The organism is Thauera sp. ZXT1-4 (genome assembly GCF_052598215.2).
Genome location: NZ_JBQWSN020000003.1, coordinates 228,505 through 251,933 on the forward strand (window position 1 = coordinate 228,505; position 23,429 = coordinate 251,933).

General features: G+C 66.6%; 17 protein-coding genes and 1 tRNA gene. 8 read left to right on the forward strand and 10 right to left on the reverse strand.

Features of this window, described 5'->3' with window-relative positions; translation table 11 throughout:
• Positions 1-33: 33 nt before the first annotated feature.
• From ACUH78_RS04535 to ACUH78_RS04545, 3 genes are all read right to left on the reverse strand, one after another.
• A tRNA-Gly gene (locus tag ACUH78_RS04535) sits at positions 34-107 on the reverse strand.
• 124 nt (positions 108-231) lie between these two features.
• Positions 232-1,962, reverse strand: coding sequence for a phosphoenolpyruvate--protein phosphotransferase (gene ptsP / locus ACUH78_RS04540; protein ID WP_418364010.1), 1,731 nt, complete (start codon positions 1,960-1,962; stop codon positions 232-234).
• A gap of 1 nt (position 1,963) precedes the next feature.
• On the reverse strand, positions 1,964-2,233 hold the full coding sequence (locus ACUH78_RS04545) for an HPr family phosphocarrier protein (protein ID WP_418364009.1): 270 nt from the start codon (positions 2,231-2,233) through the stop codon (positions 1,964-1,966).
• Between the two features lie 236 nt (positions 2,234-2,469).
• On the opposite strand from ACUH78_RS04545, the gene ACUH78_RS04550 reads away from it, so the two are divergent.
• The 3 genes from ACUH78_RS04550 to ACUH78_RS04560 all read left to right on the forward strand — a co-directional run bounded on the left by ACUH78_RS04550 (position 2,470) and on the right by ACUH78_RS04560 (position 6,884).
• Complete coding sequence (locus ACUH78_RS04550) at positions 2,470-4,101, forward strand: BCCT family transporter (protein WP_418364008.1); 1,632 nt, start codon at positions 2,470-2,472, stop codon at positions 4,099-4,101.
• A 127-nt stretch (positions 4,102-4,228) separates the two neighbouring features.
• The gene (locus ACUH78_RS04555; protein ID WP_418364007.1) at positions 4,229-6,106 is read left to right on the forward strand and encodes a DUF294 nucleotidyltransferase-like domain-containing protein; all 1,878 of its coding nucleotides are present in this window, start codon (positions 4,229-4,231) and stop codon (positions 6,104-6,106) included.
• Positions 6,107-6,116: 10 nt separating this feature from the next.
• Positions 6,117-6,884 carry a 3'-5' exonuclease gene (locus ACUH78_RS04560; protein ID WP_418364006.1) on the forward strand — a complete coding sequence of 256 codons (768 nt, stop codon included), beginning with the start codon at positions 6,117-6,119 and terminating at the stop codon, positions 6,882-6,884.
• Between the two features lie 49 nt (positions 6,885-6,933).
• Here ACUH78_RS04560 and ACUH78_RS04565 read toward each other — a convergent pair whose 3' ends face one another.
• From ACUH78_RS04565 to ercA, 3 genes are all read right to left on the reverse strand, one after another.
• Entirely contained in the window at positions 6,934-8,559 is a 1,626-nt protein-coding gene (locus ACUH78_RS04565) for an ABC-F family ATPase (RefSeq protein WP_418364005.1), read from the reverse strand.
• Between the two features lie 123 nt (positions 8,560-8,682).
• The gene (locus ACUH78_RS04570; RefSeq protein WP_418364004.1) at positions 8,683-10,863 is read right to left on the reverse strand and encodes a putative bifunctional diguanylate cyclase/phosphodiesterase; all 2,181 of its coding nucleotides are present in this window, start codon (positions 10,861-10,863) and stop codon (positions 8,683-8,685) included.
• Positions 10,853-12,010 (reverse strand): alcohol dehydrogenase-like regulatory protein ErcA, encoded by a 1,158-nt coding sequence (ercA, locus tag ACUH78_RS04575; protein WP_435750446.1) that lies wholly within the window; start codon positions 12,008-12,010, stop codon positions 10,853-10,855. Before ercA ends, ACUH78_RS04570 begins: the two co-directional genes overlap by 11 nt.
• Positions 12,011-12,337: 327 nt before the next feature.
• Here ercA and ACUH78_RS04580 point away from each other — a divergent pair, with 327 nt between their 5' ends.
• Entirely contained in the window at positions 12,338-13,483 is a 1,146-nt protein-coding gene (locus tag ACUH78_RS04580; protein WP_445332819.1) for an exonuclease SbcCD subunit D, read from the forward strand.
• Positions 13,480-16,617, forward strand: coding sequence for an AAA family ATPase (locus tag ACUH78_RS04585; RefSeq protein WP_445332820.1), 3,138 nt, complete (start codon positions 13,480-13,482; stop codon positions 16,615-16,617). The genes ACUH78_RS04580 and ACUH78_RS04585 overlap by 4 nt, the downstream gene beginning before the upstream one ends.
• A gap of 26 nt (positions 16,618-16,643) precedes the next feature.
• Here the strand turns inward: ACUH78_RS04585 and fghA are convergent, their stop codons facing one another.
• The gene (gene fghA, locus ACUH78_RS04590; RefSeq protein WP_445332821.1) at positions 16,644-17,492 is read right to left on the reverse strand and encodes an S-formylglutathione hydrolase; all 849 of its coding nucleotides are present in this window, start codon (positions 17,490-17,492) and stop codon (positions 16,644-16,646) included.
• 88 nt (positions 17,493-17,580) lie between these two features.
• Positions 17,581-18,696 (reverse strand): S-(hydroxymethyl)glutathione dehydrogenase/class III alcohol dehydrogenase, encoded by a 1,116-nt coding sequence (locus ACUH78_RS04595; protein ID WP_418363999.1) that lies wholly within the window; start codon positions 18,694-18,696, stop codon positions 17,581-17,583.
• A gap of 170 nt (positions 18,697-18,866) precedes the next feature.
• Between ACUH78_RS04595 and ACUH78_RS04600 the strand changes: the two genes are divergently transcribed.
• From ACUH78_RS04600 to ACUH78_RS04610, 3 genes are all read left to right on the forward strand, one after another.
• Positions 18,867-19,754, forward strand: coding sequence for a LysR family transcriptional regulator (locus ACUH78_RS04600; protein WP_445332822.1), 888 nt, complete (start codon positions 18,867-18,869; stop codon positions 19,752-19,754).
• A 72-nt stretch (positions 19,755-19,826) separates the two neighbouring features.
• A complete protein-coding gene (locus tag ACUH78_RS04605; protein ID WP_418363997.1) occupies positions 19,827-20,108 on the forward strand; it encodes a CopG family ribbon-helix-helix protein in 282 nt (93 codons plus the stop codon).
• Positions 20,108-20,398 carry a type II toxin-antitoxin system RelE/ParE family toxin gene (locus ACUH78_RS04610; RefSeq protein WP_418363996.1) on the forward strand — a complete coding sequence of 97 codons (291 nt, stop codon included), beginning with the start codon at positions 20,108-20,110 and terminating at the stop codon, positions 20,396-20,398. The genes ACUH78_RS04605 and ACUH78_RS04610 overlap by 1 nt, the downstream gene beginning before the upstream one ends.
• 63 nt (positions 20,399-20,461) lie before the next feature.
• Here ACUH78_RS04610 and ACUH78_RS04615 read toward each other — a convergent pair whose 3' ends face one another.
• Both ACUH78_RS04615 and ACUH78_RS04620 read right to left on the reverse strand, forming a co-directional pair.
• Positions 20,462-22,657, reverse strand: a complete 2,196-nt coding sequence (locus tag ACUH78_RS04615) for an OsmC domain/YcaO domain-containing protein (RefSeq protein ID WP_445332823.1) — start codon at positions 22,655-22,657, stop codon at positions 20,462-20,464.
• 135 nt (positions 22,658-22,792) lie between these two features.
• Entirely contained in the window at positions 22,793-23,155 is a 363-nt protein-coding gene (locus tag ACUH78_RS04620; RefSeq protein ID WP_418363994.1) for a bleomycin resistance protein, read from the reverse strand.
• Positions 23,156-23,429 lie beyond the last annotated feature (274 nt).

The following is a 23,429-nucleotide window of genomic DNA, read 5'->3' on the forward strand; positions in this document are numbered from 1 at the left end:
TGGACTTCTGCGGAAGTCCGCAGATTGATGCAGTGGAGCGGGTGAAGGGAATCGAACCCTCGTATGCAGCTTGGGAAGCTGCCGTTCTACCATTGAACTACACCCGCACGCGTTTCGACGCCCTTGCCGAGCGGTATCGCGGAAGCACGGATTGTAGCCGCTGTGCCGGGTGGCTTCAACTTGCGTTTGTCACTTGCGTTTGTCGGCTGCGGATGGTCCCGCAGGCGGCCTTCAACCGGAGAGGCGCTCCATCGCTTCGCGGATGCGTGCTGGTTCGTCCATCTTCAGGATACGCTGGACCTTGGGCGCGAGGTCACCGAGGTCGGCACGCAGGATGATCTGCTTGATCTCGAGGATGTTTCCCGGGTGCATGGAGAAGTTGCGCAGGCCCATGCCGAGCAGCAGCGCCGTGTAGGTCGGATCGCCCGCCATCTCGCCGCATACCGATACCGGGAGGCCGTAGCGTGCGCCGGTGGAGATCGTCATGGCGATGAGCTTGAGCACCGCCGGGTGCAGCGGGTCGTAGAGGTGGACCACCGCGTCGTCCGAGCGGTCGATGGCCAGCGTGTACTGGATCAGGTCGTTGGTGCCGATCGACAGGAAGGACAGACGGCGGATGAACATCCCCAGGGATAGCGCTGCAGCGGGCACCTCGACCATGCCACCGATGCGGATGCCCTCGTCGAACTTGTGCTTCTCGGCGCGTAGCTCGGCCTTGGCCTTTTCGACCAGGGCGAGGCACTGGTCGATCTCCTGCGCGTGCGAGAGCATCGGCACCATGATCTGCAACTGGCCGTGTGCGGAGGCGCGCAGCAGGGCGCGCAACTGCGTGAGGAACATCTTCGGCTCGGCGAGGGAATAGCGCACCGCGCGCAGACCCAGCGCCGGGTTGGGCTCGACACGTGTCTGCCCGCCGTCGAGCGCCTTGTCGGCGCCAACGTCGAAGGTGCGGATGGTGACGAGCTTGTTCGGCAACGCCTTCAGCACCGTGCGGTAGGCCTCGTACTGCTCGTCCTCGTCGGGCAGGCTCTCGCGGCCGATGAAGAGGAACTCGGTACGGTACAGGCCCACGCCGTCGGCGTTCGCGGTCTTCAAGGCCGGAAGGTCCTTGGGGCCTTCGATGTTGGCGAGCAGGTTGATCTCCTCGCCATCGAGTGTGGTGGCCCGGGTGTCGCGCAGGCGATTGAGCTTGGAACGCTCGATCTCGAGCTCGCTCTTGCGCAGGCGGTATTCTTCCACCAGCTGCTCGTCGGGTGCGACGATGATGACCCCGCGAGAGCCGTCGACGATGATCAGCTCATCGTCCTCGAGCAGGTCGCGTACATGGTGCAGGCCTACAACGGCGGGAATCTTCAGACTGCGCGCGACGATTGCGGTATGGCTGGTCGGGCCGCCAACGTCGGTGACGAAGCCTGCGATATTGTGGTCGCGAAAGCTGATCGTGTCCGCCGGGGAAAGATCATGGGCGACGACGATGGTGCCCAGTCCGTCGCGGCGCTTGGGCGGCAGGTGTCCCGGGTGGCCGAGCAGCTCTTTCACCAGGCGCTCGACGACCTGGACCACGTCGGCCTGGCGTTCGCGCAGGTAAGGGTCCTCGATCTGGCGGAACTGCTCAACGACGTGCTCCATCTGCTGCACCAGCGCCCACTCTGCATTGCAGCGCCGCTCGAGGATCAGCCGCCGTGCGGCTTCGACCAGCATCGGATCGGCGAGCATCATCAGTTGCAGGTCGACGAAGGCGCCGACCTCGCTGTGCGTCTGGCCGGATGTGGTGACCGCCTTCAGGCCTACGAGCTCGCCCTGGACGGTCGCGACGGCCTCGTCGAGGCGCGCGGTTTCCTCATCAAGGTATCTCTCGGCGACGTGGTAATGGTTGACCTCGAGCAGTGCATGCGAGACCAGATGGACGTGGCCGATTGCGATGCCCTGGGAAACAGGCAGGCCGTGCAGGGTGAAAGGCATGTCACTCCTCTTCGCCGAAACGGTCGGCGATCAGCGCCTGAAGCGCCTGCATGGCTTCCTCGGCCCGTTCGCCGTCGGTGTCGATGGTTATCGTGCTGCCCTTTGCGGCGGCAAGCATCATCACACCCATGATGCTCTTGGCATTGACGCGGCGGCCATTGCGTTCGAGCCATATTTCACAAGGGTAGCCGCTCGCGAGCTGGGTCAGTTTGGCCGAGGCGCGCGCATGCAGGCCGAGCTTGTTGATGATGGGCGCATCCTCTCGCGGCATTGGGGCGGGTCTCCGTCGGCAGTTACGGGAGGAAGGGGCTATGCGGCCCGGTCGTCCCGTCGATCTCGTGCAAGGACGGAATTCTAGCCGAGCGGGCCCGAATCGTGCCGTGGATCATCTTCGCTAACTCTATTGGCCCAAAACGAATTTGTCTGAAAATGATAGAATATGCGGCCTGCAGCTTCCGGCGTGCTGCGCGCTCGTGCGCCGGTCGTGCAAAATGACAAGGAGTACAGATGGCAGAAAACAAGGATCCCATGATCCCGGACGGAGACGTCAATCCGATCGACACCGATTACAAGGTCGGTCAGGACAACATCCTCGTCAACGTGGGCCCATTCGGCCTCGATATCCACAACCGCGTGTTCGCGATCTCCGGCCTGATGGTCGTCGCTTTCGTGGTGCTCACGCTGGCGTTCCAGAATCAGGTCGAGCCGATGTTCACCTCGATGCGGGGCTGGCTCACCTCGAGCCTCGACTGGTTCTTCCTCAGTGCCGGCAACATCTTCGTGCTGGTGTGCCTGGTTCTGGTGGTCTCGCCGCTCGGCAAGGTGCGCCTGGGCGGCACGGAGGCCACTCCCGATTACACTTACCTGGGCTGGTTCTCGATGCTGTTCGCTGCCGGCATGGGGATCGGGCTGATGTTCTTCGGCGTCTCCGAGCCCTTGTCGCACTTCGGCAGCGCCTTCGGTGGCACCGCGATGGACAACGGTGCTCGTACCGACTGGGCCCCGCTCGGCGCTGCGGCAGGCGATGCTGCAGCTGCGACCCGGCTTGCCATGGCGGCCACGATCTACCACTGGGCGCTGCATCCGTGGGCGATCTACGCCATCCTCGCGCTCGGCCTGGCGCTGTTTTCGTTCAACAAGGGCCTGCCGCTGACGGTGCGCTCGGTGTTCTATCCGCTGCTGGGCGAGCGTGTCTGGGGCTGGCCGGGTCACGTCATCGATATCCTCGCCGTGCTGGCCACGCTGTTCGGGCTGGCGACCTCTCTGGGCTACGGTGCGGCACAGGCGAGTTCGGGTCTGAACTTTCTGTTCGACGTGCCGCTCGGCAACACCACGCAGGTCGTGCTGGTGATCGGCATCACGGCGATTGCGCTGTTCTCGGTGGTGGCCGGCCTGGACGCCGGGGTCAAGCGCCTGTCCGAGATCAACATGATCCTGGCCGTGCTGCTGCTGCTGTTCGTGGTCGCGGTGGGGCCGACGCTCGACATCCTCACCGGGTTCTTCGCGAATCTTGGGGCGTATTTCCAGCAGCTGCCGGCGCTGTCCAACCCGGTCGGCCGCGACGACGCCAACTTCTCGCAGGGCTGGACCGCGTTCTACTGGGCATGGTGGATCTCGTGGTCACCCTTCGTCGGCATGTTCATCGCACGCGTCTCGCGCGGCCGCACGGTACGCGAGTTCATCATTTCGGTGCTGATCGTGCCCTCGCTGGCCTGCGTGCTGTGGATGACGGTTTTCGGCGAAACCGCGATCCTGCAGTTCGTGCGTGACGGTTACGATGCGGCGACCAAAGCCGAACTGCCGCTGCAGCTGTTCTCAATGCTCGACGCGCTGCCGCTGGCGCAGATCACGTCCTTCATCGCGATCATTCTGGTGGTGGTGTTCTTCGTGACCTCGTCCGACTCGGGTTCGCTCGTCATCGATGTCATCGCCGCGGGCGGCAAGGTCGATGCGCCCACGCCGCAGCGCGTGTTCTGGTGCGTGTTCGAGGGCCTGGTGGCGATCGCGCTGATCCTTGGCGGTGGCCTCGTGGCGCTGCAGGCGATGGCGGTGTCGACCGGCCTGCCCTTCACCATCGTGCTGCTGATGTCGGCGGTGGCGGTGGTCAAGGGACTCATGTCGGAGCCGCGCGCGCGCTGACGCCTTGGCGCTGATCGCCGGTGTCGCGCCGGCTTCAGGCACACTTCGCGGGCAAGCCCGCTCCTGCGGCGGTGATGCGGTGGGAGCGGGCTTGCCCGCGAAGCGCTTGTAAGAATCGGAACCCAGCATGCAAGTCGAACAACTCGAGATCCTCGATTTCCTGCGCGCTCATCGCCCCTTCGATGAATTGCCTGAAGAGGCGCTGCAGCGCACCGCGGCTGTCATCGACGTGCGCTACTACAAGGCGGGCGAGCGCATCGTGGCGTTCGGTGAGGTGGCCGAATACTGGCATCTGGTGCGCAGCGGCGCGGTGGAGGTGTTCCGGCGCAACGGTACGCTCTACAACCGGCTCACCGAGGGCGGCTACTTCGGCGAGTTCGGTCTGCTGCGCAACGGGCGTGTGCGTTTCCCGGTGGTGGCGCTGGAGGATTCGCTGATCTACCTGATCCCGCGCGAGGTGTTCGCCGAGCTCTTCGATCAGTACGAGGCCTTCGCCGACTACGTCGAGGTCGAGGACAAGACCCGCCTGCGCCAGGCCATGTCGCGCAAGGAAGACGCCAACGACCTGTTGTCGGCTACAGTCGAAACCCTGGTGGGGCGTGCGGCGGTGACACTCGACAGCACGGCGACGGTGCGCGAGGTGGCGCAGCGCATGAGCGAGGAGGGCGTCTCCTCGCTGCTGATCGTGGACGACCACCCCGACGTCCCCGGCCTGCCCCAGCTCTCGGGCATCATCACCGACCGTGACCTGCGCACCCGCCTCGTGGCGCCCGGCCTCGCCTACGACACGCCGGCGACCGAGATCATGTCCTCGGGCGTGGTGTCGGTGAACCACAACCAGCTCGTGTTCGAGGCGATGCTGACCATGCTGCGCCACAACGTGCATCACCTACCGGTGCTCGACAATCTGCGCCCGGTGGGTGTGGTGGCGCTGTCGGATATCATCCGCTACGAGTCCCGCAACAGCCTGTTCCTGGTCGGCAGCATCTTCCGCCAGCAGTCTCAGGACGAACTCGCCACCCTGGTGCCCGAGGTGCGCGCCTGCTTTGCACGCATGGTCAACGAAGACGCCAGTTCGCACATGATTGGCAGCGCAATGGCGGCGATCGGGCGCAGCTTCAAGCAGCGCCTGCTCGAACTCGCCGAGGCAGAACTCGGCCCGCCGCCGGTGCCATACTGCTTCCTCGCGCTAGGCTCGATGGCGCGCCAGGAGCAACTGCTCGTCACCGACCAGGACAACGCGCTGGTGCTCGACAACCGCTTCGATCCCGCGCAGCACGACACCTACTTCAAGGCGCTCGCCACCTTCGTCAGCGACGGCCTGGCGCGCTGCGGCTACAGTTACTGCACCGGCGGCGTGATGGCGACCAACGACAAGTGGCGACAGCCGCTCAAGGTCTGGGAGCGCACCTTCACCGACTGGATCGAGCGCCCTACACCGGAGTCCCTGCTCCACGCCGGCATCTTCTTCGACCTCGACGGTGTATGGGGCAAGACCGCGTGGGCGAACCGGCTGCGCGAGCTCATCGCGCGCAAGGCCCGCGGCAACTCGCGCTTCCTTGCCTGCATGGCGCGCAACGCGCTGCAGCGCACGCCGCCGCTGGGCTTCTTCAAGGACTTCGTGGTCGAGTCCGACGGCCGCCACACCGGCGCGATCAACATCAAGCGCCGCGGCACCGCGCCGCTCGCCGACCTCATCCGCGTGCATGCGCTCGCCATCGGCTCGGCTTCGCTGAACTCCTTCGAACGTCTCAAGGATGTCATCGACGCTGCCATCCTGCCGCTCGGTCGCGGGCAGGACCTGTTCGACGCGCTGGAATTCATATCCATGGTGCGTGCGCGTCACCAGGCTGAGTCGCTCGCCGTGGGTGAAGAGCCGGACAACAGCATCGACCCCGAGAAGCTCTCCGAATTCGAACGCAAGAGCCTGCGCGACGCCTTCCTGATCCTGGGCAACGCACAGAAATACCTCAAGTACCGCTATCAGCCCGGGCGGGCGAACTGAGGGGCGCGCGATGCTGCATCTGGGGGATATCAAGGGCGCCGGGAGTGGCGCGCGCAGCCGCAGGCCCGAGGCGGTCGCGGCGCCGGACTGGCCGGCGCGCTTCGCGGCGCTCGCTGAGGCCGCGCGGGACCCGCGCCTGCGCGCCTTCTACGCCGCCGGCGCGGTGGCCGGCGACACGCCGCTTGCCGAGGTGCCGATGGTGGCGATCGACGTCGAGACCACCGGGCTCGACCCCGCCCGCGACGAGATCGTCAGCATCGGCCTGCTGCCGATGACGCTCAAATGCATCGCCTCGAGCGCCTCGCGCTACTGGGTGGTGCGTCCGCGCATCGATTTGAACCCGGAGTCGGTGGTCATCCACGCCATCACCCATGCGCAGATCGAGGCGGCGCCGGATTTGGGTGCGGTCATCGACGAACTGCTCGCGGCGCTGGCGGGTCGCGTGGTGGTGGTGCATTGCCGCGACATCGAGCGCAGCTTCCTGGACCGCGCGCTCAAGGCACGCATCGGCGAGGGCGTCGAGTTTCCAGTCATCGACACCATGGACCTCGAGGCGCGCATTCATCGCGCCGCCCGGCCGGGCTTCTTCGCCCGCCTGTTCGGCAGGAAGCCGGCGCCGGTGTCGATCCGCCTCGCCGACAGCCGCACGCGCTACCACCTGCCGCGCTACCGCGCCCACCATGCGCTGACGGATGCGCTCGCCACCGCCGAGCTGCTGCAGGCGCAGATGGCGCACCGGTTCGCGCCGGAGACGCCGCTGCGAGAGCTGTGGCGCTGAACCGACCTTCGTGAGGGCGGGCAATTCCGCTCCCACGCTCGCCTTCGGTTCAGTCCAGACCTTGCGAGGAAAGGTATTCCTCGTACGTGCCCCGGTAATCCACGATCTGGTGGTCGAGCTTGATCTCGATGATGCGGGTCGCCAGCGAACTTACGAACTCGCGGTCGTGCGAGACGAACACCAGCGTGCCGTTGAACTTGTCCAGCCCGGTGTTGAGCGACTCGATCGATTCCATGTCGAGGTGGTTGGTCGGCTCGTCCATCAGCAACACGTTGGGGCGCGACAGCATCAGCTTGCCGAACAGCATGCGGCCCTGCTCGCCGCCGGAGATCACCTTGACCGACTTCTTCACCTCGTCGCCCGAGAACAGCAGGCGGCCGAGTGTGCCGCGCAGCAGCGTCTCATTGTCCTCGCCGGTGGCGGCCGCGGTGATGCGCGAGTAGGGCGCGATCCAGTCGGTGAGGCTGACGTCCTCGGCGAAATCGCTCGAGTGGTCCTGCGCGTAGTAGCCGGGTTTGGCCTTCTCCGCCCACTTGATGGTGCCCTTCTGCGGCTGCAGTTCGCCCATCAGCAGCTTGAGCAGCGTGGTCTTGCCGACGCCGTTCTCGCCGATGATGGCGATCTTCTCACCGGCCTCGATGGCGATCGAGAAGCGGTTGATCAGCGGCTTGTCCATGCCCTCGTAGGCAAAGGAAATGTTGTCCACCTCGCAGGCCAGGCGGTGCAGCTTGTCCTTCTCGTCGTAGTCGAAGCGGATCCACGGGTACTGGCGCGAAGACGGCTTCACGTCCTCGGGCTTGAGCTTGTCGATCAGCTTGAGGCGACTGGTGGCCTGCTTGGCCTTGGACTTGTTGGCCGAGAAGCGGCGCACGAAGGCCTGCAGTTCCTGGATCTTGTCCTTGGCGCGGGCGTTGGCCGACGACTGGCGTTCGCGCGCCATCGTCGATGCTTCCATGTAGTCGTCGTAGTTGCCCGGGTAGATGGTGATCGTGCCGTAGTCCAGGTCGGCCATGTGGGTGCACACCTGGTTCAGGAAGTGGCGGTCGTGCGAGATGATGACCATCGTGCAGTCGCGGTTGTTGAGCACGTCCTCGAGCCAGCGGATGGTGTTGATGTCGAGGTTGTTGGTCGGCTCGTCGAGCAGCAGGATGTCGGGGTTGGCGAACAGCGCCTGGGTGAGCAGTACGCGCAGCTTCCAGCCCGGGGCGACCTCGCTCATCGGGCCGTTGTGCAGTTCGGTGGGGATGCCCACGCCGAGCAGCAGCTCGCCGGCGCGCGCCTCGGCGGTGTAGCCGTCGTACTCGCCGACCTTGCCCTCGAGCTCGGCGGCATGCATGTAGTCGTCCTCGGTGGCGTCCGGGTTGGCGTAGATCGCGTCGCGCTCCTTGATCGCCGCCCACAGCTCCTCATGGCCCATCATCACCACGTCGAGCACGCGCATGTCCTCGTACGCGAACTGGTCCTGGCGCAGGTAGGCCATGCGCTCATGGACGTCCTTGGAGACGTTGCCGGCGGAGGGTTCGAGGATGCCGCACAGGATCTTCATGAAGGTCGACTTGCCGGCCCCGTTGGCCCCGATCAGGCCGTAGCGGTTGCCGTCGCCGAACTTGACGGAGACATTCTCGAACAGGGGCTTGGCCCCGAACTGCATGGTGATGTTGGCTGCGACGAGCACGGAGAATCCTGTTTTTCAGATAAAACAAAGCCTTGCATTATAGCCGGGAAAAGGCATACGCGTGCGCGTCGCAGCCCTTGCCCGCACGGCAGGCGGGCATGGCGGGGCGATGGAAGGGGGCCCTCAACCGTCGTTGCCGAGCGTGATTTCCTGCGTTCTTGCGGGCAGCAGAATGCGGCCGAGGTCCTCGGCCGGCAGCGGTTTCGAGAACAGGTAGCCCTGCGCTTCGGTGCAGCCGTAGATGTGCAGCTGCGCGAGGGTCTGCTCGTCCTCTACGCCTTCGGCAATCGTGGTGAGCCCCAGGCTGCGGGCCATCTGCACGATTGCGCGCACGATTGCGGCGTCCTCCGGGTCGTGCGCCAGGTTGCGCACGAAGGACTGGTCGATCTTCAGTCGGTCGACGGCGAAGCGCTTGAGGTAGGCGAGGCTGGAGTAGCCCGTGCCGAAATCATCGATGGAGAGCCGGACGCCGAGGTGCTTGAGCCGTCGCACCTTGGCCAGCACCTCGTCGGTACCGGTGATCAGGATCGACTCGGTCAGCTCGAGCTCAAGCAGGGCCGGATCCAGGCCGGACGCGTTCAGGGCGTCGATTACCGATTGTTCTAGGTCGCCGCGCCGGAACTGAATGGCCGAGAGGTTGACCGCCACGGTGAACGGTTCCAGCCCCTCGCGCTGCCAGCGTGCGCACTGCATGCAGGCCTCCTGGAGCACCCAGGCGCCGATCTGCACGATGAGGCCGCTGTCTTCCGCGATCGGGATGAAGCGCGCGGGCGAGATGTTTCCCATCTCGCCGTGGTGCCAGCGCAGCAGCGCCTCGGCCCCGGTGTGGCGGCCGGTGGTGATCTCGACCTGCGGCTGGAAGTGGAGGCTGAACTCCCGGCGCTCGAGGGCGCGGTGCAATCCGTTGCGGATCTGCATCTGCTCCAGCGCTTCCCGGGTCATGTCGGGATCGAAGTAACGGTAGGTGTTTCGGCCGGCATCCTTCGCCTGATACATGGCGAGATCCGCCTTCTGCCGCAGCGCGTCGAACGCCTCTCCGTCCTCCGGGTAGACGGCGACCCCAAGCGAGACGGTGGTCGACAGTTCGTGACCTTCGATCAGGAAGGGCTCGGCGAAGCAGCCGATCAGCTTGGACAGCAGCGGACTGAGATCGCCGACCTCGCCGACTGCGGGCAGCATCAGCAGGAACTCGTCGCCTCCCTGGCGACACAAGGTGTCCGACTGGCGCACGTTCTCCAGCAGCCGGGCGGCCACGCTGCACAGCAGCGCATCACCGACCTGGTGGCCGAGCGAGTCGTTGATGGTCTTGAACTTGTCGAGGTCGATGAAGACCAGCGCGATCCGCGTTCCGGACCGGCTGGCGATTGCCTTCGCCGTCGAGAAATGTTCCTGCACGAGGAGTCGGTTCGGCAGGCCGGTCAGCACGTCGTGGTAGGCGAGGAATTGGACGCGCTCCTCCGCCTTCTTTCGGCCTGTGATGTCGTGGACGATCCAGACGGCACCTGCCCAGGGCCTGCCGGGTTCGAGCGCATGGGCGGTGATTTCCGCCCAGAACATTCCGCCGTCTTGGCGGGCGACGCGGTGGGTGGAACTGAAGCTCCCGCCTTCGGCAAGCACTTCGTCGACCTGTTCGCTGAACGCCTCGAAGTCTTCCTGCGAGGGGCAGAGCGCCGCTGCCGAGCGGCCGGCCAGCTCTCCCGGCGCCAGGCCGTAGATTTCCTCCATGCGCCGGTTGCAGGTGGCGATGTTGCGATTGCGCACGAGTGCGATCCCGACGATCGCGTTGTTGAGGATGGCCTGGTTCTCCGCAAGCAGGGCCGACATGATTTCTTCGCGGTGCTTGCGCTCGGTTACGTCGCGCCCGACCAGGATGCCGAAGCGCTGTCCTTCCACCTGCGCAACGCGGAAGGACAGATCGATCCAGATCGTGCCTTTGGCTTGCTCGAAGCAGGTGATCCCGGTGTGGTTCGGGTAGTCCTGCGTTTTCTTCATGTCGCGACGAAGGATGCGCAGGATTGCCGCTGTGCGGCTCAGGCCGATCTCTTTGAAGGCTCGCCCGATCAACTTCTCGGGCGGCTCGCCGAGCAACTGGGCGAGCGCCAGGTTCGCATCCTCGATCGTGCCGCCGGGGAGCGTCACCATGAGCACGAGGTCCGAAGTCTGATCGAGCAGGGTCCGGAAGCGCTCCAGGCGCGCCATGTTGACCCGGAGTTGCGGGTAATAGCTCTTGCGGAACGAGCGCTCACCCAGTCCGATGATCCGTTCGCGCTGCGCCTGGCGTTCGTCCTCCGGCTCAGATCGCATCGGCGTAGATGGCCTTCAGGTCGTCTTCGCGGGCGATGCGCGGGTTGGTCACGATGCAGGCATCCCGTGCCGCGTGGTACGCGAGCTCGGGGATGTCCGAACTGCTCACTCCGCGCGTGCCCAGCGCACCGGTGATGCCGCAGCGCTGGCGCAGGCCCGCCACCGCATCCAGCACGCGCTGGCCGCGTTCGCGCTCGCCCAGGCCGCGCAGGTCCAGCCCCATCGCCGCGCCGATGCGCGCGTAACGGTCGGAGGCTTCCCGGTAGTTGAAGCGGATGACGTGCTCGAGCAGCAGCGCGTTGCATTCACCGTGCGGCAGATCGAGGAATCCGCCCAGGGAGTGGGCCATGGCATGCACTGCGCCCAGGCTGGCGTTGGAGAATGCAAGTCCGGCCTGCAGGCTGCCGAGCATCATGTTCTCGCGTGCGCCCATGTCGTGCGGGGCGCTCACCGCCTTCTCGAGGTTTTCCCAGATCAGCGAGATCGCGGCCAGCGCGTGCACGTCGACCACCGGCGAACTGGCGGTCGACACATAGGCCTCCACCGCGTGGGTCAGGGCATCGAGCCCGGTGCAGGCCGTCAGATACGGCCCCATGGTGCAGGTCGTCTCCGGGTCGACCAGTGCGACGTCGGGGACCATGGTCTTGCTGATGATGGCGATCTTGTAGCGTGACCGGCGGTTTGAGACGATGCAGAACTGCGAGATGTCGGCCGCCGTACCCGCGGTGGTGGGGATGCAGATCAGGGGCGGGCCGGGCATCGTCACCTGGTCCACGCCCTCGAACTCGAGCACGTGCTGCCCGTTGGAGTGCACGATCCCGATGCCTTTCGCACAGTCGATGACACTTCCGCCGCCGACGGCGATGATGACGTCGCAGCCCTCCTGCGCGTAGAGGGCCGCCCCGGCCATGACCTCGTGGTCCTTCGGGTTGGCCGATATGGCCGAGAACACCACCCAGGAAATGCCGGCCGCCTCGAGGTCTTCCTGCAGCGCATCGAGCCAGCCGGCGGCGATGACCCCGGGGTCGGTGGCGATCAGCACGCGCGCGGCGCGCAGGTTGCTTGCGTAATGCGCAGCCCGGTGGCGTGCGCCGACGCCGAAGATGAATTCCGGTGCGACGAATTTTCGCATCTCGTAGAGGGCCATGCGAAAACCTCCCTGTTTGCGCGCTGCCGTCTTCCGGCAAGGAGTCGCCGGGAGGCCGTTTGCAAGCGCAGGATAGCGCCGCCCATGCGATAAATCACCCATGAATGGCTGCATTGGCGATGCTTATTTCACGCTCCGTTCGCGTTGGAGCCGGCCAGAGCGCGCACATGGACGGAGCGTGCAAGCAAGGTGCTGCACCGGTGCAGGCCTGCAGCGCGCATTCGGGGCGACAGCGGGGGCGGCAGCGGGTTTGCCGCGAGCAGTCTGAAAAGGCCATGATTCACAGGCATACTGCGCGGGCTTCCCGTTCCGGAGTTCCCGTTCGTCATGCGCTTCCTCCACACCGCGGACTGGCATCTGGGCCGCGTCTACCATGGTGTCTCGCTGCTCGAAGACCAGGCCCACGTGCTCCAGGGCCTCATCCGAATAGCACGCGAAACACGTCCTGACGCAATCCTGATCGCCGGCGACGTCTACGACCGATCCGTACCGCCCGCCGAGGCGGTGCGGCTGCTCGACCTCGTACTCTCCGAGCTGATTCTGGGGCTGAAGATTCCGGTAGTCATGATCGCGGGCAACCACGATGGCCCGGACCGCCTCGGATTCGGTGCCGGGCTACTGACGCGGGCCGGACTCACCGTGCGCGGCCCGGTGGAAGCGGAATCGGTGCCCCTGCTGCTGCGTGACGCCCATGGCGAGCTTGCGGTGCATGCCCTGCCCTACGGCGAGCCGGCGCTCGTGCGCAGCGCGCTTGGTGACGAGGGGGTGGTGGATCATCACTCGGCCCTTGCAGCGCAGACGCGGGCAATCCTGCGCGCCCGGCCCGAGGGGCGGCGTGTGGTGCTGGTGGCGCATGCCTTCGTTCTCGGTGGCGCCGAGAGCGAGTCCGAGCGTCCCCTGTCGGTGGGGGGGAGCGGGGCCGTCGGCGTCGGCCTGTTCGAAGGCTTCGACTATGTTGCGCTCGGGCACCTGCACCGGCCACAACAGGTCGGCGCGCCATGCATCCAGTATTCCGGCTCGCTGCTCAAGTACTCCTTCTCGGAGGCCGGCCACACGAAGTCGGTCAATCTGGTCGAACTCGGCGCCGAGGGCCGCTGCACGGTCGAGCGTATCCCGCTCGTGCCGCGTCGCGACCTGCGCATCGTCGAGGGCGAGCTCGACACCCTGATCGCCGCCGCAGCCGCCGATCCGGGGCGGGACGACTACCTGCTCGCCCGCCTCACCGACCGCGGTGCGCTGCTCGACGCCATGGGCCGCTTGCGCGCCGCCTACCCCAACGCGCTCGCGATCGAACGCCCGGCGCTCAGCGGCGACGGTCCGGGGCGCGCCGCGGCGGATCATCGCCAGCTGCGTGTGCAGGATCTCTTCGCCGGTTTCCATCGCGACGTCACCGGTCTCGCCCTCGACACGACCGAGCATGCCGCGCTAGAGCGCGTCCTCGATAACCTGGAGCGGGAGGCGCGCGCGCAATGAAACCGCTGCGACTCATCATGCAGGCCTTCGGGCCCTTTGCCGGCCGTGAGGAGGTGGACTTCGCCCGCCTGCCAGAGGGTGCGCTGTTCCTGATCTCCGGCCCCACAGGCGCGGGCAAGACCTCCATCCTCGACGGCCTCAGCTACGCCCTCTACGGCGACACCTCGGGGGGCGAGCGCAGTGCGCGCGAAATGCGCAGCCACCACGCCGACGCCGCAGTGGAGACCGAGGTCGAGTTCGACTTCGCGTTGGGTGCGCGCCGCTACCGCGTGCGCCGCGTGCCCGAGCAGGAGCGTGCCGCGCGCCGCGGCGGGGGGCTGGCCAAGGTGCTGGCCAAGGCCGAGCTGTCCCGCCTGGAGGAAGACGGTCACACCTGGACTCCGCTCGCACACAAGACCACCGAAGTCACCGCCCTGGTCGAGGAACTGCTCGGCTTCAAGGCGGAACAGTTCCGCCAGGTCGTCGTGCTGCCCCAGGGCCAGTTCCGCCGTCTGCTCGCGGCGAGTTCGGCCGAGCGTGAGAAGATCCTCGAGACCCTCTTCGCCACCGCTGCCTACAAGCGTGTGCAGGATGCACTCAAGGCCGAGGCTGCCACATTGCGCGAGCGCGGCGAAAAGGCTGCGCTGCAGCGCCGCACCTTGCTCGACCAGGCCGGCGCCGAAACGGCCGAGGCCGTCGCCGCGCAGCAAGCGACCCTGAGCACAACGCTTGCAGGCCTGACCGAAGAGGAAGGCCGCGCGCGCAGCGAGGATGCCGCTGCGCGCCTCGCGCTGCAGCAAGGACAGGCGGTCGAGGCGAGCTTCGCCGAAGCCGCCAGCGCTGCCGCTGCGCTGGAGGTTCTGGAGGCGGGCAAGGCCGAGCTGGACGTGCAGCGCGCGGTGCTGGCGAGTGCGCGCCGGGCGCAGCAGATCGTGCCCGCCGAAAAGGCGCTCGCGAGCGCGCGCCGTGGCGCCGACGAGGCACGCACGCAGGTCGAGCAGGTGGGCCGGGAGGCCGTCGAAGCCGCCCGCTGTCTCGACGCGGCACGGCACGCGTTGCAAGCCGAGGTCGAGCGGGCGTCCGTGCGCGAAGCCGCGCAGCGCGAACTGCTGCGCCTGGAAGGGCTGGCCGAAACGGTCGCACGCGCGGCCGAGGCCGACGCCGAGCTGGCGCGCAGCGATGCAGTGCGCGTTTCTGCGGACAAAGCGCTGGCCGATGCGGCCGCTCGCCACGAAACCCTGCGCCTGCAGCGCAGTGAACTCGTTGCCCGCATCGACACCATGCAGGCGCCGGCCGCAGAGGCGGGCAGCCTTGCGCTGCAGGTGCAGCAGGCTGAGCAGCGCGTCGCGGCGCTTGCTGCGCTGGCGCATGCACGCACACAACTCGCCGGCCGGGCTGCAGCCGAGGCGTGCGCACGGCAGGCTTTTGAGGCCGCCGAAGAGGGCGCACGTGCTGCGCACAGCGCGCTCGAGGCGCTCGACGCCCGCTGGCGCACGGCCCAGGCGGTCGTCCTCGCCCGCCACCTGCATGAGGGCGAACCCTGCCCGGTGTGTGGTAGCGCAACCCATCCCGCGCGCGCGCGCCATGACGGCGAGCTGCCCACCGAGCTGGCCCTGCAGGCGGCAGCCGAACAGGCGCGCGCTGCCGAGCAGGCGCTCGACGCGGCGCGGCGTGCGCTCAACGCCGCAGAACTTGCACGCGCCGGGGCGGCAGCGGCGGTCGACACCCGCGCGGCGGCGCTCGCATCCGACCTGGGTGCAGCGCAGGCGGCACAGGGTGAACAGGCCTCGCCCGATGCCGCGCTCGCCGAACTGCGCCGCCGGCTGGACGCTGCCCAGGCCGCAGCACGCGAGATCACGCCACTGCGCGCGCAACTGAATGAGACCGATGCAGCAATCGCCGCGGTTACCGCTGTCTGTGAGCAGGCCCGCAGCGCTGCGGCCGAAGCTGCGAGCGTGGCGCGCGCCGCGCAGCACGTGGCGCAGGAGCGCCGTGCCGGCGTGCCCGAAGCGCTGCGCTCGCCTGCCGCGCTGCACGCTGCGACCGCCGCCGCGAAGGCTGCGCGCGAGCGGGCCGAGCAGGCGCTTCAGCAGGCTCAGCACGCCCATCATGACGCCACCAGCCGCGAAGCCGCGCTACGTGCCCGGCATGCCGCCCTGAACGAGGCTGCTCAAGCTGCACGCATGCGCGTGGACGAGGCCACGCAGCAGTTCATGGCAGCGCTGGCCGCCGCCGGTTTTGGCGCCATAACCCCCGATTCGTCCGTCGCCGCGTCCGGTGCCTCCGACCCAGCGCAGGGGCTTGCCGCCGCGGAGTCCGCCTGGCGCGCCGCCCTGCTGCCGCTCGAGCGTATCGACCGCCTTGAGACGTCGTTACGCTCGGCCGATGACCGCCTCGCCGCCGCGCGTGCGCGCGCACAACGCGCCAGCCAAGACATTGCCGGCCGCGTCCGCCCCGAGCTTGCCGTGCTCGAAGCCCGCGCCGCCGCTGCGCGGGAACGGATCGAGTCCGTGCTGGCGCGCATTGGTGACACCCGGGCCGCCTTGCGCACGCTCGATACCCTGCTCTCCCGCCTGGAGGCGCTTGCACGCGAATCCGGCGCGATCGAAGCTGAATACCGTGTCGTGGGCCATCTTGCCGAGGTCGCCAATGGCAACAACGGTTGCAATCTCACCTTCCAGCGCTACGTGCTCGCCGCCCTGCTCGACGACGTGCTGCGCGCCGCTTCCGAGCGTCTCGCCGCAATGAGCCGCGGCCGCTATCGCCTGCAGCGGCGTGAGGAACTCGCCGACGCCCGCCGCGCCGGCGGCCTCGACCTGGAGGTGTTCGACGAATACACCGGTCGCAGTCGCCCCGCGGGCACGTTGTCTGGCGGCGAAGGCTTCATGGCCTCACTCTCGCTCGCGCTTGGGTTGTCCGATGTGGTCCAGGGGTACGCCGGTGGCGTCCAGCTCGATACCCTGTTCATCGACGAAGGCTTCGGCAGCCTCGACCCCGAGGCGCTCGACCTCGCGATGAAGGTGCTCATCGACCTGCAGCAGCGCGGCCGCAGCGTAGGCGTGATCTCGCACGTCGAGGAGATGAAGCAGCAGATCGACGTGGCGATCGAGGTGGTGCAGGGGGTGCGGGGGAGTCACGTTCGCATACGGTCGTGAGTACTCGCCGCCCGTAGCCGTCGTGCTTAGTCCGCAAGGGCTTGAGCGTGATGCCGCAGATGATCCTCGATGAAGCTGGCGATGAAGTAATAGCTGTGGTCGTAGCCCGGCTGCAGGCGCAGTGTGAGCGGGTGGCCGGCGGCAGCAGCAGCGGCTTGCAGGGCCTCGGGCTTGAGTTGATCCGCAAGGAAGCCATCGGCTTCGCCCTGGTCGACCAGCAATGGCAGGCGTTCGGTGGCTTGCGCGATCAGCGCGCACGTGTCCCATTCGCGCCACTGCGCGCGGTCTTCGCCGAGGTAGCGTGAGAAGGCCTTCTCGCCCCAGGGGCAGTTCATCGGATTGACGATCGGCGCGAAGGCCGACACCGAGCGGTAGCGCCCCGGGTTGCGCAGCGCGCAGACCAGTGCGCCGTGGCCGCCCATGGAGTGGCCGCTGATGCCGCGGCGGTCGGAGGCGGGGAAGTTGGCCTCGATCAGCGCTGGCAGTTCATCGACCACGTAGTCGTGCATGCGGTAGTGGCGCGACCACGGCGCTTGAGTGGCGTTCACATAGAAGCCGGCGCCATGGCCGAAATCCCAGGCGCCGTCCGGGTCGCCCGGCACGTCGGCGCCGCGCGGGCTGGTGTCGGGGGCGACGAGGATGAGGCCGAGCTCGGCCGCCATGTGCTGCGCGCCCGCCTTCTGCATGAAGTTCTCGTCGGTGCAGGTGAGCCCCGACAGCCAGTAGAGTACCGGCAGACGGACGCCCGGTTGTTCGGCCTGCGGCGGCAGGTAGACCGCGAACACCATGTCGCAGCCGAGCACGTTCGAATGATGGCGGACGCGCTGGTGCCAGCCTCCGAAGCTCTTCTGGGTGCTGAGGATCTCCAGGCTCATCGCCATGTCTCCGGGCAAGGTGGGGTCGGAACGGAGCTCGCGGCCGGGCTCGCCGGGAGCACCACCGTGCGGCTCGCCTGCGGCCGCATCAGAAATGAATCACCGTGCGGATGCTCTTGCCCTCGTGCATCAGGTCAAAGGCCTGATTGATGTCCTCGAGCGGCATGGTGTGGGTGATGAAGTCGTCCAGCGGGATCTCGCCCTTCTGCGCTTTCTGCACGTAGCTTGGCAGTTCGGTGCGGCCCTTGACGCCGCCGAAGGCGCTGCCGCGCCAGACGCGACCGGTGACGAGCTGGAACGGCCGCGTGCTGATCTCCTGCCCCGCGCCGGCCACGCCGATGATGGTCGATTCGCCCCAGCCCTTGTGGCAGCACTCGAGCGCGGCGCGCATCAGCTTGACGTTGCCCACGCATTCGAAGGAGTAGTCCACGCCGCCGTCGGTCATGTCGACGATGACCTCCTGGATCGGCTTGTCGAAGTCGTTCGGATTGACGAAGTCCGTCGCGCCCAGCTTCTTCGCGATGTCGAACTTGCCCGGGTTGATGTCGATGGCGATGATGCGGCCCGCCTTCGCCATGGTCGCGCCGATGATCGCCGCCAGTCCGATGCCGCCCAGGCCGAAGATGGCCACGGTGGCGCCTTCCTCCACCTTGGCGGTGTTGAGCACAGCGCCGATACCCGTGGTGACGCCGCAGCCCAGCAGGCAGACCTTGTCGAGCGGTGCGTCCTTGTCGATCTTGGCGAGCGAGATCTCGGGCACCACCGTGTATTCCGAGAAAGTCGAGGTACCCATGTAGTGGTAGATCGGCTGGCCCTGGTAGGAGAAGCGCGTGGTGCCGTCGGGCATCAGGCCCTTGCCCTGGGTGGTGCGCACCGCCTGGCACAGGTTGGTCTTGCCCGACTTGCAGAACTTGCACTCGCGGCATTCGGCCGTGTATAGCGGGATCACATGATCGCCGACCGCGAGCGAGGTCACGCCTTCGCCCACCGCCTCGACGATGCCGCCGCCTTCATGGCCGAGGATGGCCGGGAACACGCCCTCCGGATCCTCGCCTGACAGGGTGTAGGCGTCGGTGTGGCACACGCCGCTGGCGACGATGCGCACCAGCACTTCGCCCTTTTTCGGCGGCTCGACATCCACCTCGACGATCTGCAGGGGCTGGTTGGGGCCGAATGCCACGGCGGCACGCGATTTGATGGTCATGGTGCGGATCCTGGAGGCAAGCGGGCGCACGGCCCGCGACCCTGAAAGTATCCGTATGCGGCTAAATCCGATAAATGGATAATTTCAGATTTCAGTCTTCCTAATGCTGGAATAATCGGGTATCCCCTTTTCCGTCTTGTCAGGAGTACCCAATTCTGAACCGCCTGGAAATGCTGCGCATCTTCTGCACCGCCGCCGAGTCGCGCAACTTCAAGGAAGCCGCCACCCGACTGGGCGTTTCGCCGCAGGCGGTCACGCGCGCGGTGAAGGAGCTCGAGGACCACGTCGGCGAACTGCTCTTCCACCGCAACACCCGCCACAACCGCATCACCGAGTTCGGCGAGCAGCTCGCGGCGCGGGCGCGGCTGAGCCTTCAGGGTGTGGATGCGGTTTTCCAGCGTGCCGAGCAGGCGCGCGCCAGTGAGCTGGCGGGCCTGGTGCGCATCACCGCGCCGCGCGCGCTCGGCCGCCACGGGCTGATGCGGGTGCTGGGCGAGCTGTGCGCGCAGCATCCCGGGCTGCAGCTCGACCTGCGCTTCTCCGACCAGTTCGCCGACGTGGTCGATGAGCAGATCGACATCGGCATCCGCGTCGGCGTGCTGCGCGACAGCCGCTTCGTCGCGCGCGCGGTGTCGAGCGTGTCCTTCCACATCGTCGCCGCGCCCGAGCTGCTTGCGCGCTGTGGCCCACCGAAGACGCTGCAGGAGCTGGCCGAGCGTCCGACCACGGTCGCCATCGACCCCAACACCGGGCGGCCCTGGGCGTGGTTCCTGGCCGGCGGCCAGCAGTGGCTGCCGCGCGCACCCACCTTCGCAACCGACGACACCGGCGCCGAGGCCGAGGCGGTGCTCGCCGGCGTCGGCTTCGGCCAGCTCACCGCCTACCTGGCGGCGCCGCACCTGCGCGCCGGGCGGCTGGTCGAAGTCCTGCCCGAGCTGGCGCCCGAGCCGTGGAGCCTGTCGGTGTACCGCCCGCAGCGCGGCCCTGTGGCGGCGCGCATCCGGCTGGTGTTCGACCGGTTGGTGGAGTACTTCGGTGAGGGCGGGCGGTTTCCGTAGGATGCCCGCCAGACAAGGCCCATGCGCAAACACAGGCTATACTGCAGTCAGGTGTAATACAGGAGATTACTCATGGCTACGACCCCTGTTTCGGTTCGTCTTGATGAACCCCTCAAGGCACGCGTTCGCAGCTTGGCCGATCAGCGCCGCCGCCCGGTGCACTGGTTGATGCGCGAGGCGATCGAGCAGTACGTGACGCGCGAGGAGCAGCGCGAGGCATTCCGCCAGGAAGCGCTCGACGCTTGGGAGCATTTCCAGAGCACTGGCCTGCACGTGACCGGCGCGGAGGCGGTTGCCTGGCTTGCCGAACTCGAGGCCGGTAATGACGCCGAGCCCCCCCGAGCGCATATCTGATGCCTCGCCTGATCTGGTCGGAACCGGCGCTGGCCAGCGTCCAGCGTTTGTATCGGTTTCTGGCCGCCAAGAATCCTGCTGCAGCCCAACGCGCGGTGAGGGCGATTCGTGAGGGCTTGAACATCCTGGCGACGCACCCCCAGGTGGGGCGGGTCGTCGAGGACATGGACGAAGCGTTCCGCGACTGGCCGATACAGTTCGGGGACTCTGGTTATGTGGTTCGCTACCGATTCGATGGCGACCAGGTCACGATCTTGACGGTAAGGCACCAGAGGGAAGCCGGGTTCTAGACGATGGGTTGACCGAGCTGTTACGAGGCATGCGGGTAGGCAAACGCTACACGACCGCCCAGCTCAGCCCGCCACCTTCGCCCGCGCCGCGTGCAGCTTGCGGTAGCTGTCGATCAGCCGCTGGTGGCGATCCAGCCCCTCGAGCTTGATGCTCGTCGGCGTCAGCCCGTAAAAGCGCACGCTGCCGTCCACCGACCCCAGCACCGCGTCCATGCGCGCGTTGCCGAACATGCGGCGGAAGTTGGCGACGTAGTCGTCCAGCGCCAGTTCGTCGTCCAGCACCACCTCCAGCACCACGTTCAGCGCCTGGTAGAACAGCACGCGCTCGACGGTGTTCTCGTTGTACTGCAGGAAGGCCTCGACGCGCTCCTTCGCTTCCTCGAACTGCTGCAGCGCGAGATTGATGAGCAGCTTCAGCTCCAGAACGGTGAGCTGGCCCCACACCGTGTTCTCGTCGAACTCGATGCCGATCAGCGTGATGATGTCGGTGTAATCGTCGAGCTCGCTCTCTTCCAGGCGCTCGAGCAAGGCTTCCAGGGCGTCATCGTCGAGGCGGTGCAGGTTCAGGATGTCCTCGCGGAAGCGCAGCGCCTTGTTGGTGTTGTCCCAGATCAGGTCGTCCACCGGATAGACCTCGGAATACCCCGGCACCAGGATGCGGCAGGCGATGGCGCCGAGCTGGTCGCGCACCGCCACGTACGCCTCCTTGCCCATGTCCGCGAGGATGCCGAACAGGGTCGCGGCCTCGTCGGCGTTGGAATTCTCGCCGTGGCAGGAGAAGTCCCACTCGACGAATTCGTGATCGGCGCGCGCGCTGAAGAAGCGCCACGACACCACGCCGCTGGAGTCGATGAAGTGCTCGACGGAGTTGTGCGGGTCGGCGACGACGGCGGTCTCAAAGGTCGGCGGCGGCAGGTCGTTGAGGCCCTCGAAGCTGCGCCCCTGCAGCAGTTCGGTCAGGCTGCGCTCGAGCGCCACCTCCATGCTCGGGTGCGCGCCGAACGAGGCGAACACGCCGCCCGTGCGCGGGTTCATCAGGGTCACGCTCATCACCGGATACACCCCGCCCAGCGACGCATCCTTCACCAGCACCGGAAAGCCCTGGCGCTCCAGCTCCTCGATGCCGGCGACGATGCCGGGATACTTCGCCAGCACCGCCTTCGGCACGTCGGGCAGCGCGATCTCGCCCTCGATGATCTCGCGCTTCACTGCGCGCTCGAAGATCTCCGACAGGCACTGCACCTGCGCCTCGGGCAGCGTATTGCCGGCACTCATGCCGTTGCTGAGGAACAGGTTGTCGGTGAGGTTGGTCGGGAAATACACCACCGCGCCGTCGGACTGGCGCACGTAGGGCAGGGCGCAGATGCCGCGCGCGGTGTTGCCCGAGTTGGTGTCGTACAGATGCGAGGCGCGCAACTCGCCCTCGGGGTCGTAGATCGCCCGGCAGTGCTCGTCGAGCAGCCCCGCCGGCAGCGCATCCTTGCGGCCCGGCTTGAACCAGCGCTCGTCCGGGTAATGCACGAAGGGCGCGTTGGCGATGTCCTCGCCCCAGAACTGGTCGTTGTAGAAGTGGTTGAAATTGAGCCGCTCGATGTACTCGCCCAGGGCGGAGGCCAGCGCGCTCTCCTTGCTCGCGCCCTTGCCGTTGGTGAAGCACATCGGCGAATGCGCATCGCGGATGTGCAGCGACCACACGTTGGGCACCAGATTGCGCCACGACGCGATCTCGATCTTGATGCCCAGATCCGCCAGCACCTTCGACATGTTGGCGATCGTCTGCTCGAGCGGCAGATCCTTGCCGAGGATGTAGGTGTGGGCGTCCGGCGCCGGAGCCAGCGTCAGCAGCGCCTGGGCGTCGGCGTCCAGGTTCTCCACTTCCTCGATCACGAACTCCGGCCCGGTCTGCACCACCTTCTTCACGGTGCAGCGCTCGACCGAGCGCAGGATGCCCTGGCGGTCCTTGTCGGAGATGTCGGCCGGCAGCTCGACCTGGATCTTGAAGATCTGCTTGTAGCGGTTCTCCGGATCGACGATGTTGTTCTGCGACAGGCGAATGTTGTCGGTGGGGATGTTGCGCGTGTCGCAGTACAGCTTCACGAAGTAGGCCGCGCACAAGGCCGACGACGCCAGGAAGTAATCGAACGGGCCGGGTGCCGAGCCATCGCCCTTGTAGCGGATGGGCTGATCGGCGATGACCGTGAAGTCGTCGAACTTGGCTTCGAGACGAAGCTTGTCGAGGAAGTTGACCTTGATTTCCATGGGGGGCTGACGCGGCGGGCTGAGTGAAGTGGGCGCGATTATCGCCGGTTTCCCCGCGGATGAACGGAGCTTCTCGTAAGTCGGCGGCAACGATCGACTAAGCGACGGTGCTAGGGCTCCGGGGTGGCCGGGATGTCATGCGTCAAGCTCGGCTGCGAAGCGCAGGCGGTTTCCATCCGGGTCCGTGACCACCATTTCTCTCGTGCCCCACGGCGTGTTGTCTGGCCCTTCGATGCGCGAGACCCCCTTCTCACGCATTGACACAGCGAGCTGGTCTACGTCAGGCACCTTGAAATAGACGGCCCCGCCGACCTGGCAATCGCCCGCGTGCTCCGTGAGAAAGATCGTTTGCCCTTCTCGCGTAAGCTGGAAGAACCACGGATAGCCCGGTCCAAATTGATGCTTCCAATCGACGGCGAAGCCCAGTCCGTCGACGTAGAAAGCCAGGCTGCTCGTTGCACTGGTAATGCGCAATTGCGGAATGACCGTCTGGCTCATTCTAGGACTTGCTTGTGAGGATCATGGCTATGTTCTAGGGCGGATAAACCTGCTGGATAGGATCGATCTTTGGTTCTCTAACCAGTTAAGGGCTGGGTTCGACCCGATGCGGTCACTGGGTCGCTCGGAAAAGCTGTCGCTCAACACCTGGATTAAGCCGCGCCGCGAACCGGCGTCGGCTTAAAATAAATACTAGGAGCTGCCGCTTGTAAAGAAATACCTGAATCCGTGTTGTCTTCAGCGCGTACCCGCTCCGCGAGCCCCAGCGCATGAT

Excerpts from the sequence above, each read along its gene's own strand:
- ptsP (WP_418364010.1), bottom strand. The coding sequence starts at position 1,962 with ATGCCTTTCACCCTGCACGGCCTGCCTGTTTCCCAGGGCATCGCAATC.
- ACUH78_RS04545 (WP_418364009.1), bottom strand. The coding sequence starts at position 2,233 with ATGCCGCGAGAGGATGCGCCCATCATCAACAAGCTCGGCCTGCATGCG.
- ACUH78_RS04550 (WP_418364008.1), top strand. The coding sequence starts at position 2,470 with ATGGCAGAAAACAAGGATCCCATGATCCCGGACGGAGACGTCAATCCG.
- ACUH78_RS04555 (WP_418364007.1), top strand. The coding sequence starts at position 4,229 with ATGCAAGTCGAACAACTCGAGATCCTCGATTTCCTGCGCGCTCATCGC.
- ACUH78_RS04560 (WP_418364006.1), top strand. The coding sequence starts at position 6,117 with ATGCTGCATCTGGGGGATATCAAGGGCGCCGGGAGTGGCGCGCGCAGC.
- ACUH78_RS04570 (WP_418364004.1), bottom strand. The coding sequence starts at position 10,863 with ATGCGATCTGAGCCGGAGGACGAACGCCAGGCGCAGCGCGAACGGATC.
- ercA (WP_435750446.1), bottom strand. The coding sequence starts at position 12,010 with ATGGCCCTCTACGAGATGCGAAAATTCGTCGCACCGGAATTCATCTTC.
- ACUH78_RS04580 (WP_445332819.1), top strand. The coding sequence starts at position 12,338 with ATGCGCTTCCTCCACACCGCGGACTGGCATCTGGGCCGCGTCTACCAT.
- ACUH78_RS04585 (WP_445332820.1), top strand. The coding sequence starts at position 13,480 with ATGAAACCGCTGCGACTCATCATGCAGGCCTTCGGGCCCTTTGCCGGC.
- fghA (WP_445332821.1), bottom strand. The coding sequence starts at position 17,492 with ATGAGCCTGGAGATCCTCAGCACCCAGAAGAGCTTCGGAGGCTGGCAC.
- ACUH78_RS04595 (WP_418363999.1), bottom strand. The coding sequence starts at position 18,696 with ATGACCATCAAATCGCGTGCCGCCGTGGCATTCGGCCCCAACCAGCCC.
- ACUH78_RS04600 (WP_445332822.1), top strand. The coding sequence starts at position 18,867 with ATGCTGCGCATCTTCTGCACCGCCGCCGAGTCGCGCAACTTCAAGGAA.
- ACUH78_RS04605 (WP_418363997.1), top strand. The coding sequence starts at position 19,827 with ATGGCTACGACCCCTGTTTCGGTTCGTCTTGATGAACCCCTCAAGGCA.
- ACUH78_RS04610 (WP_418363996.1), top strand. The coding sequence starts at position 20,108 with ATGCCTCGCCTGATCTGGTCGGAACCGGCGCTGGCCAGCGTCCAGCGT.
- ACUH78_RS04615 (WP_445332823.1), bottom strand. The coding sequence starts at position 22,657 with ATGGAAATCAAGGTCAACTTCCTCGACAAGCTTCGTCTCGAAGCCAAG.
- ACUH78_RS04620 (WP_418363994.1), bottom strand. The coding sequence starts at position 23,155 with ATGAGCCAGACGGTCATTCCGCAATTGCGCATTACCAGTGCAACGAGC.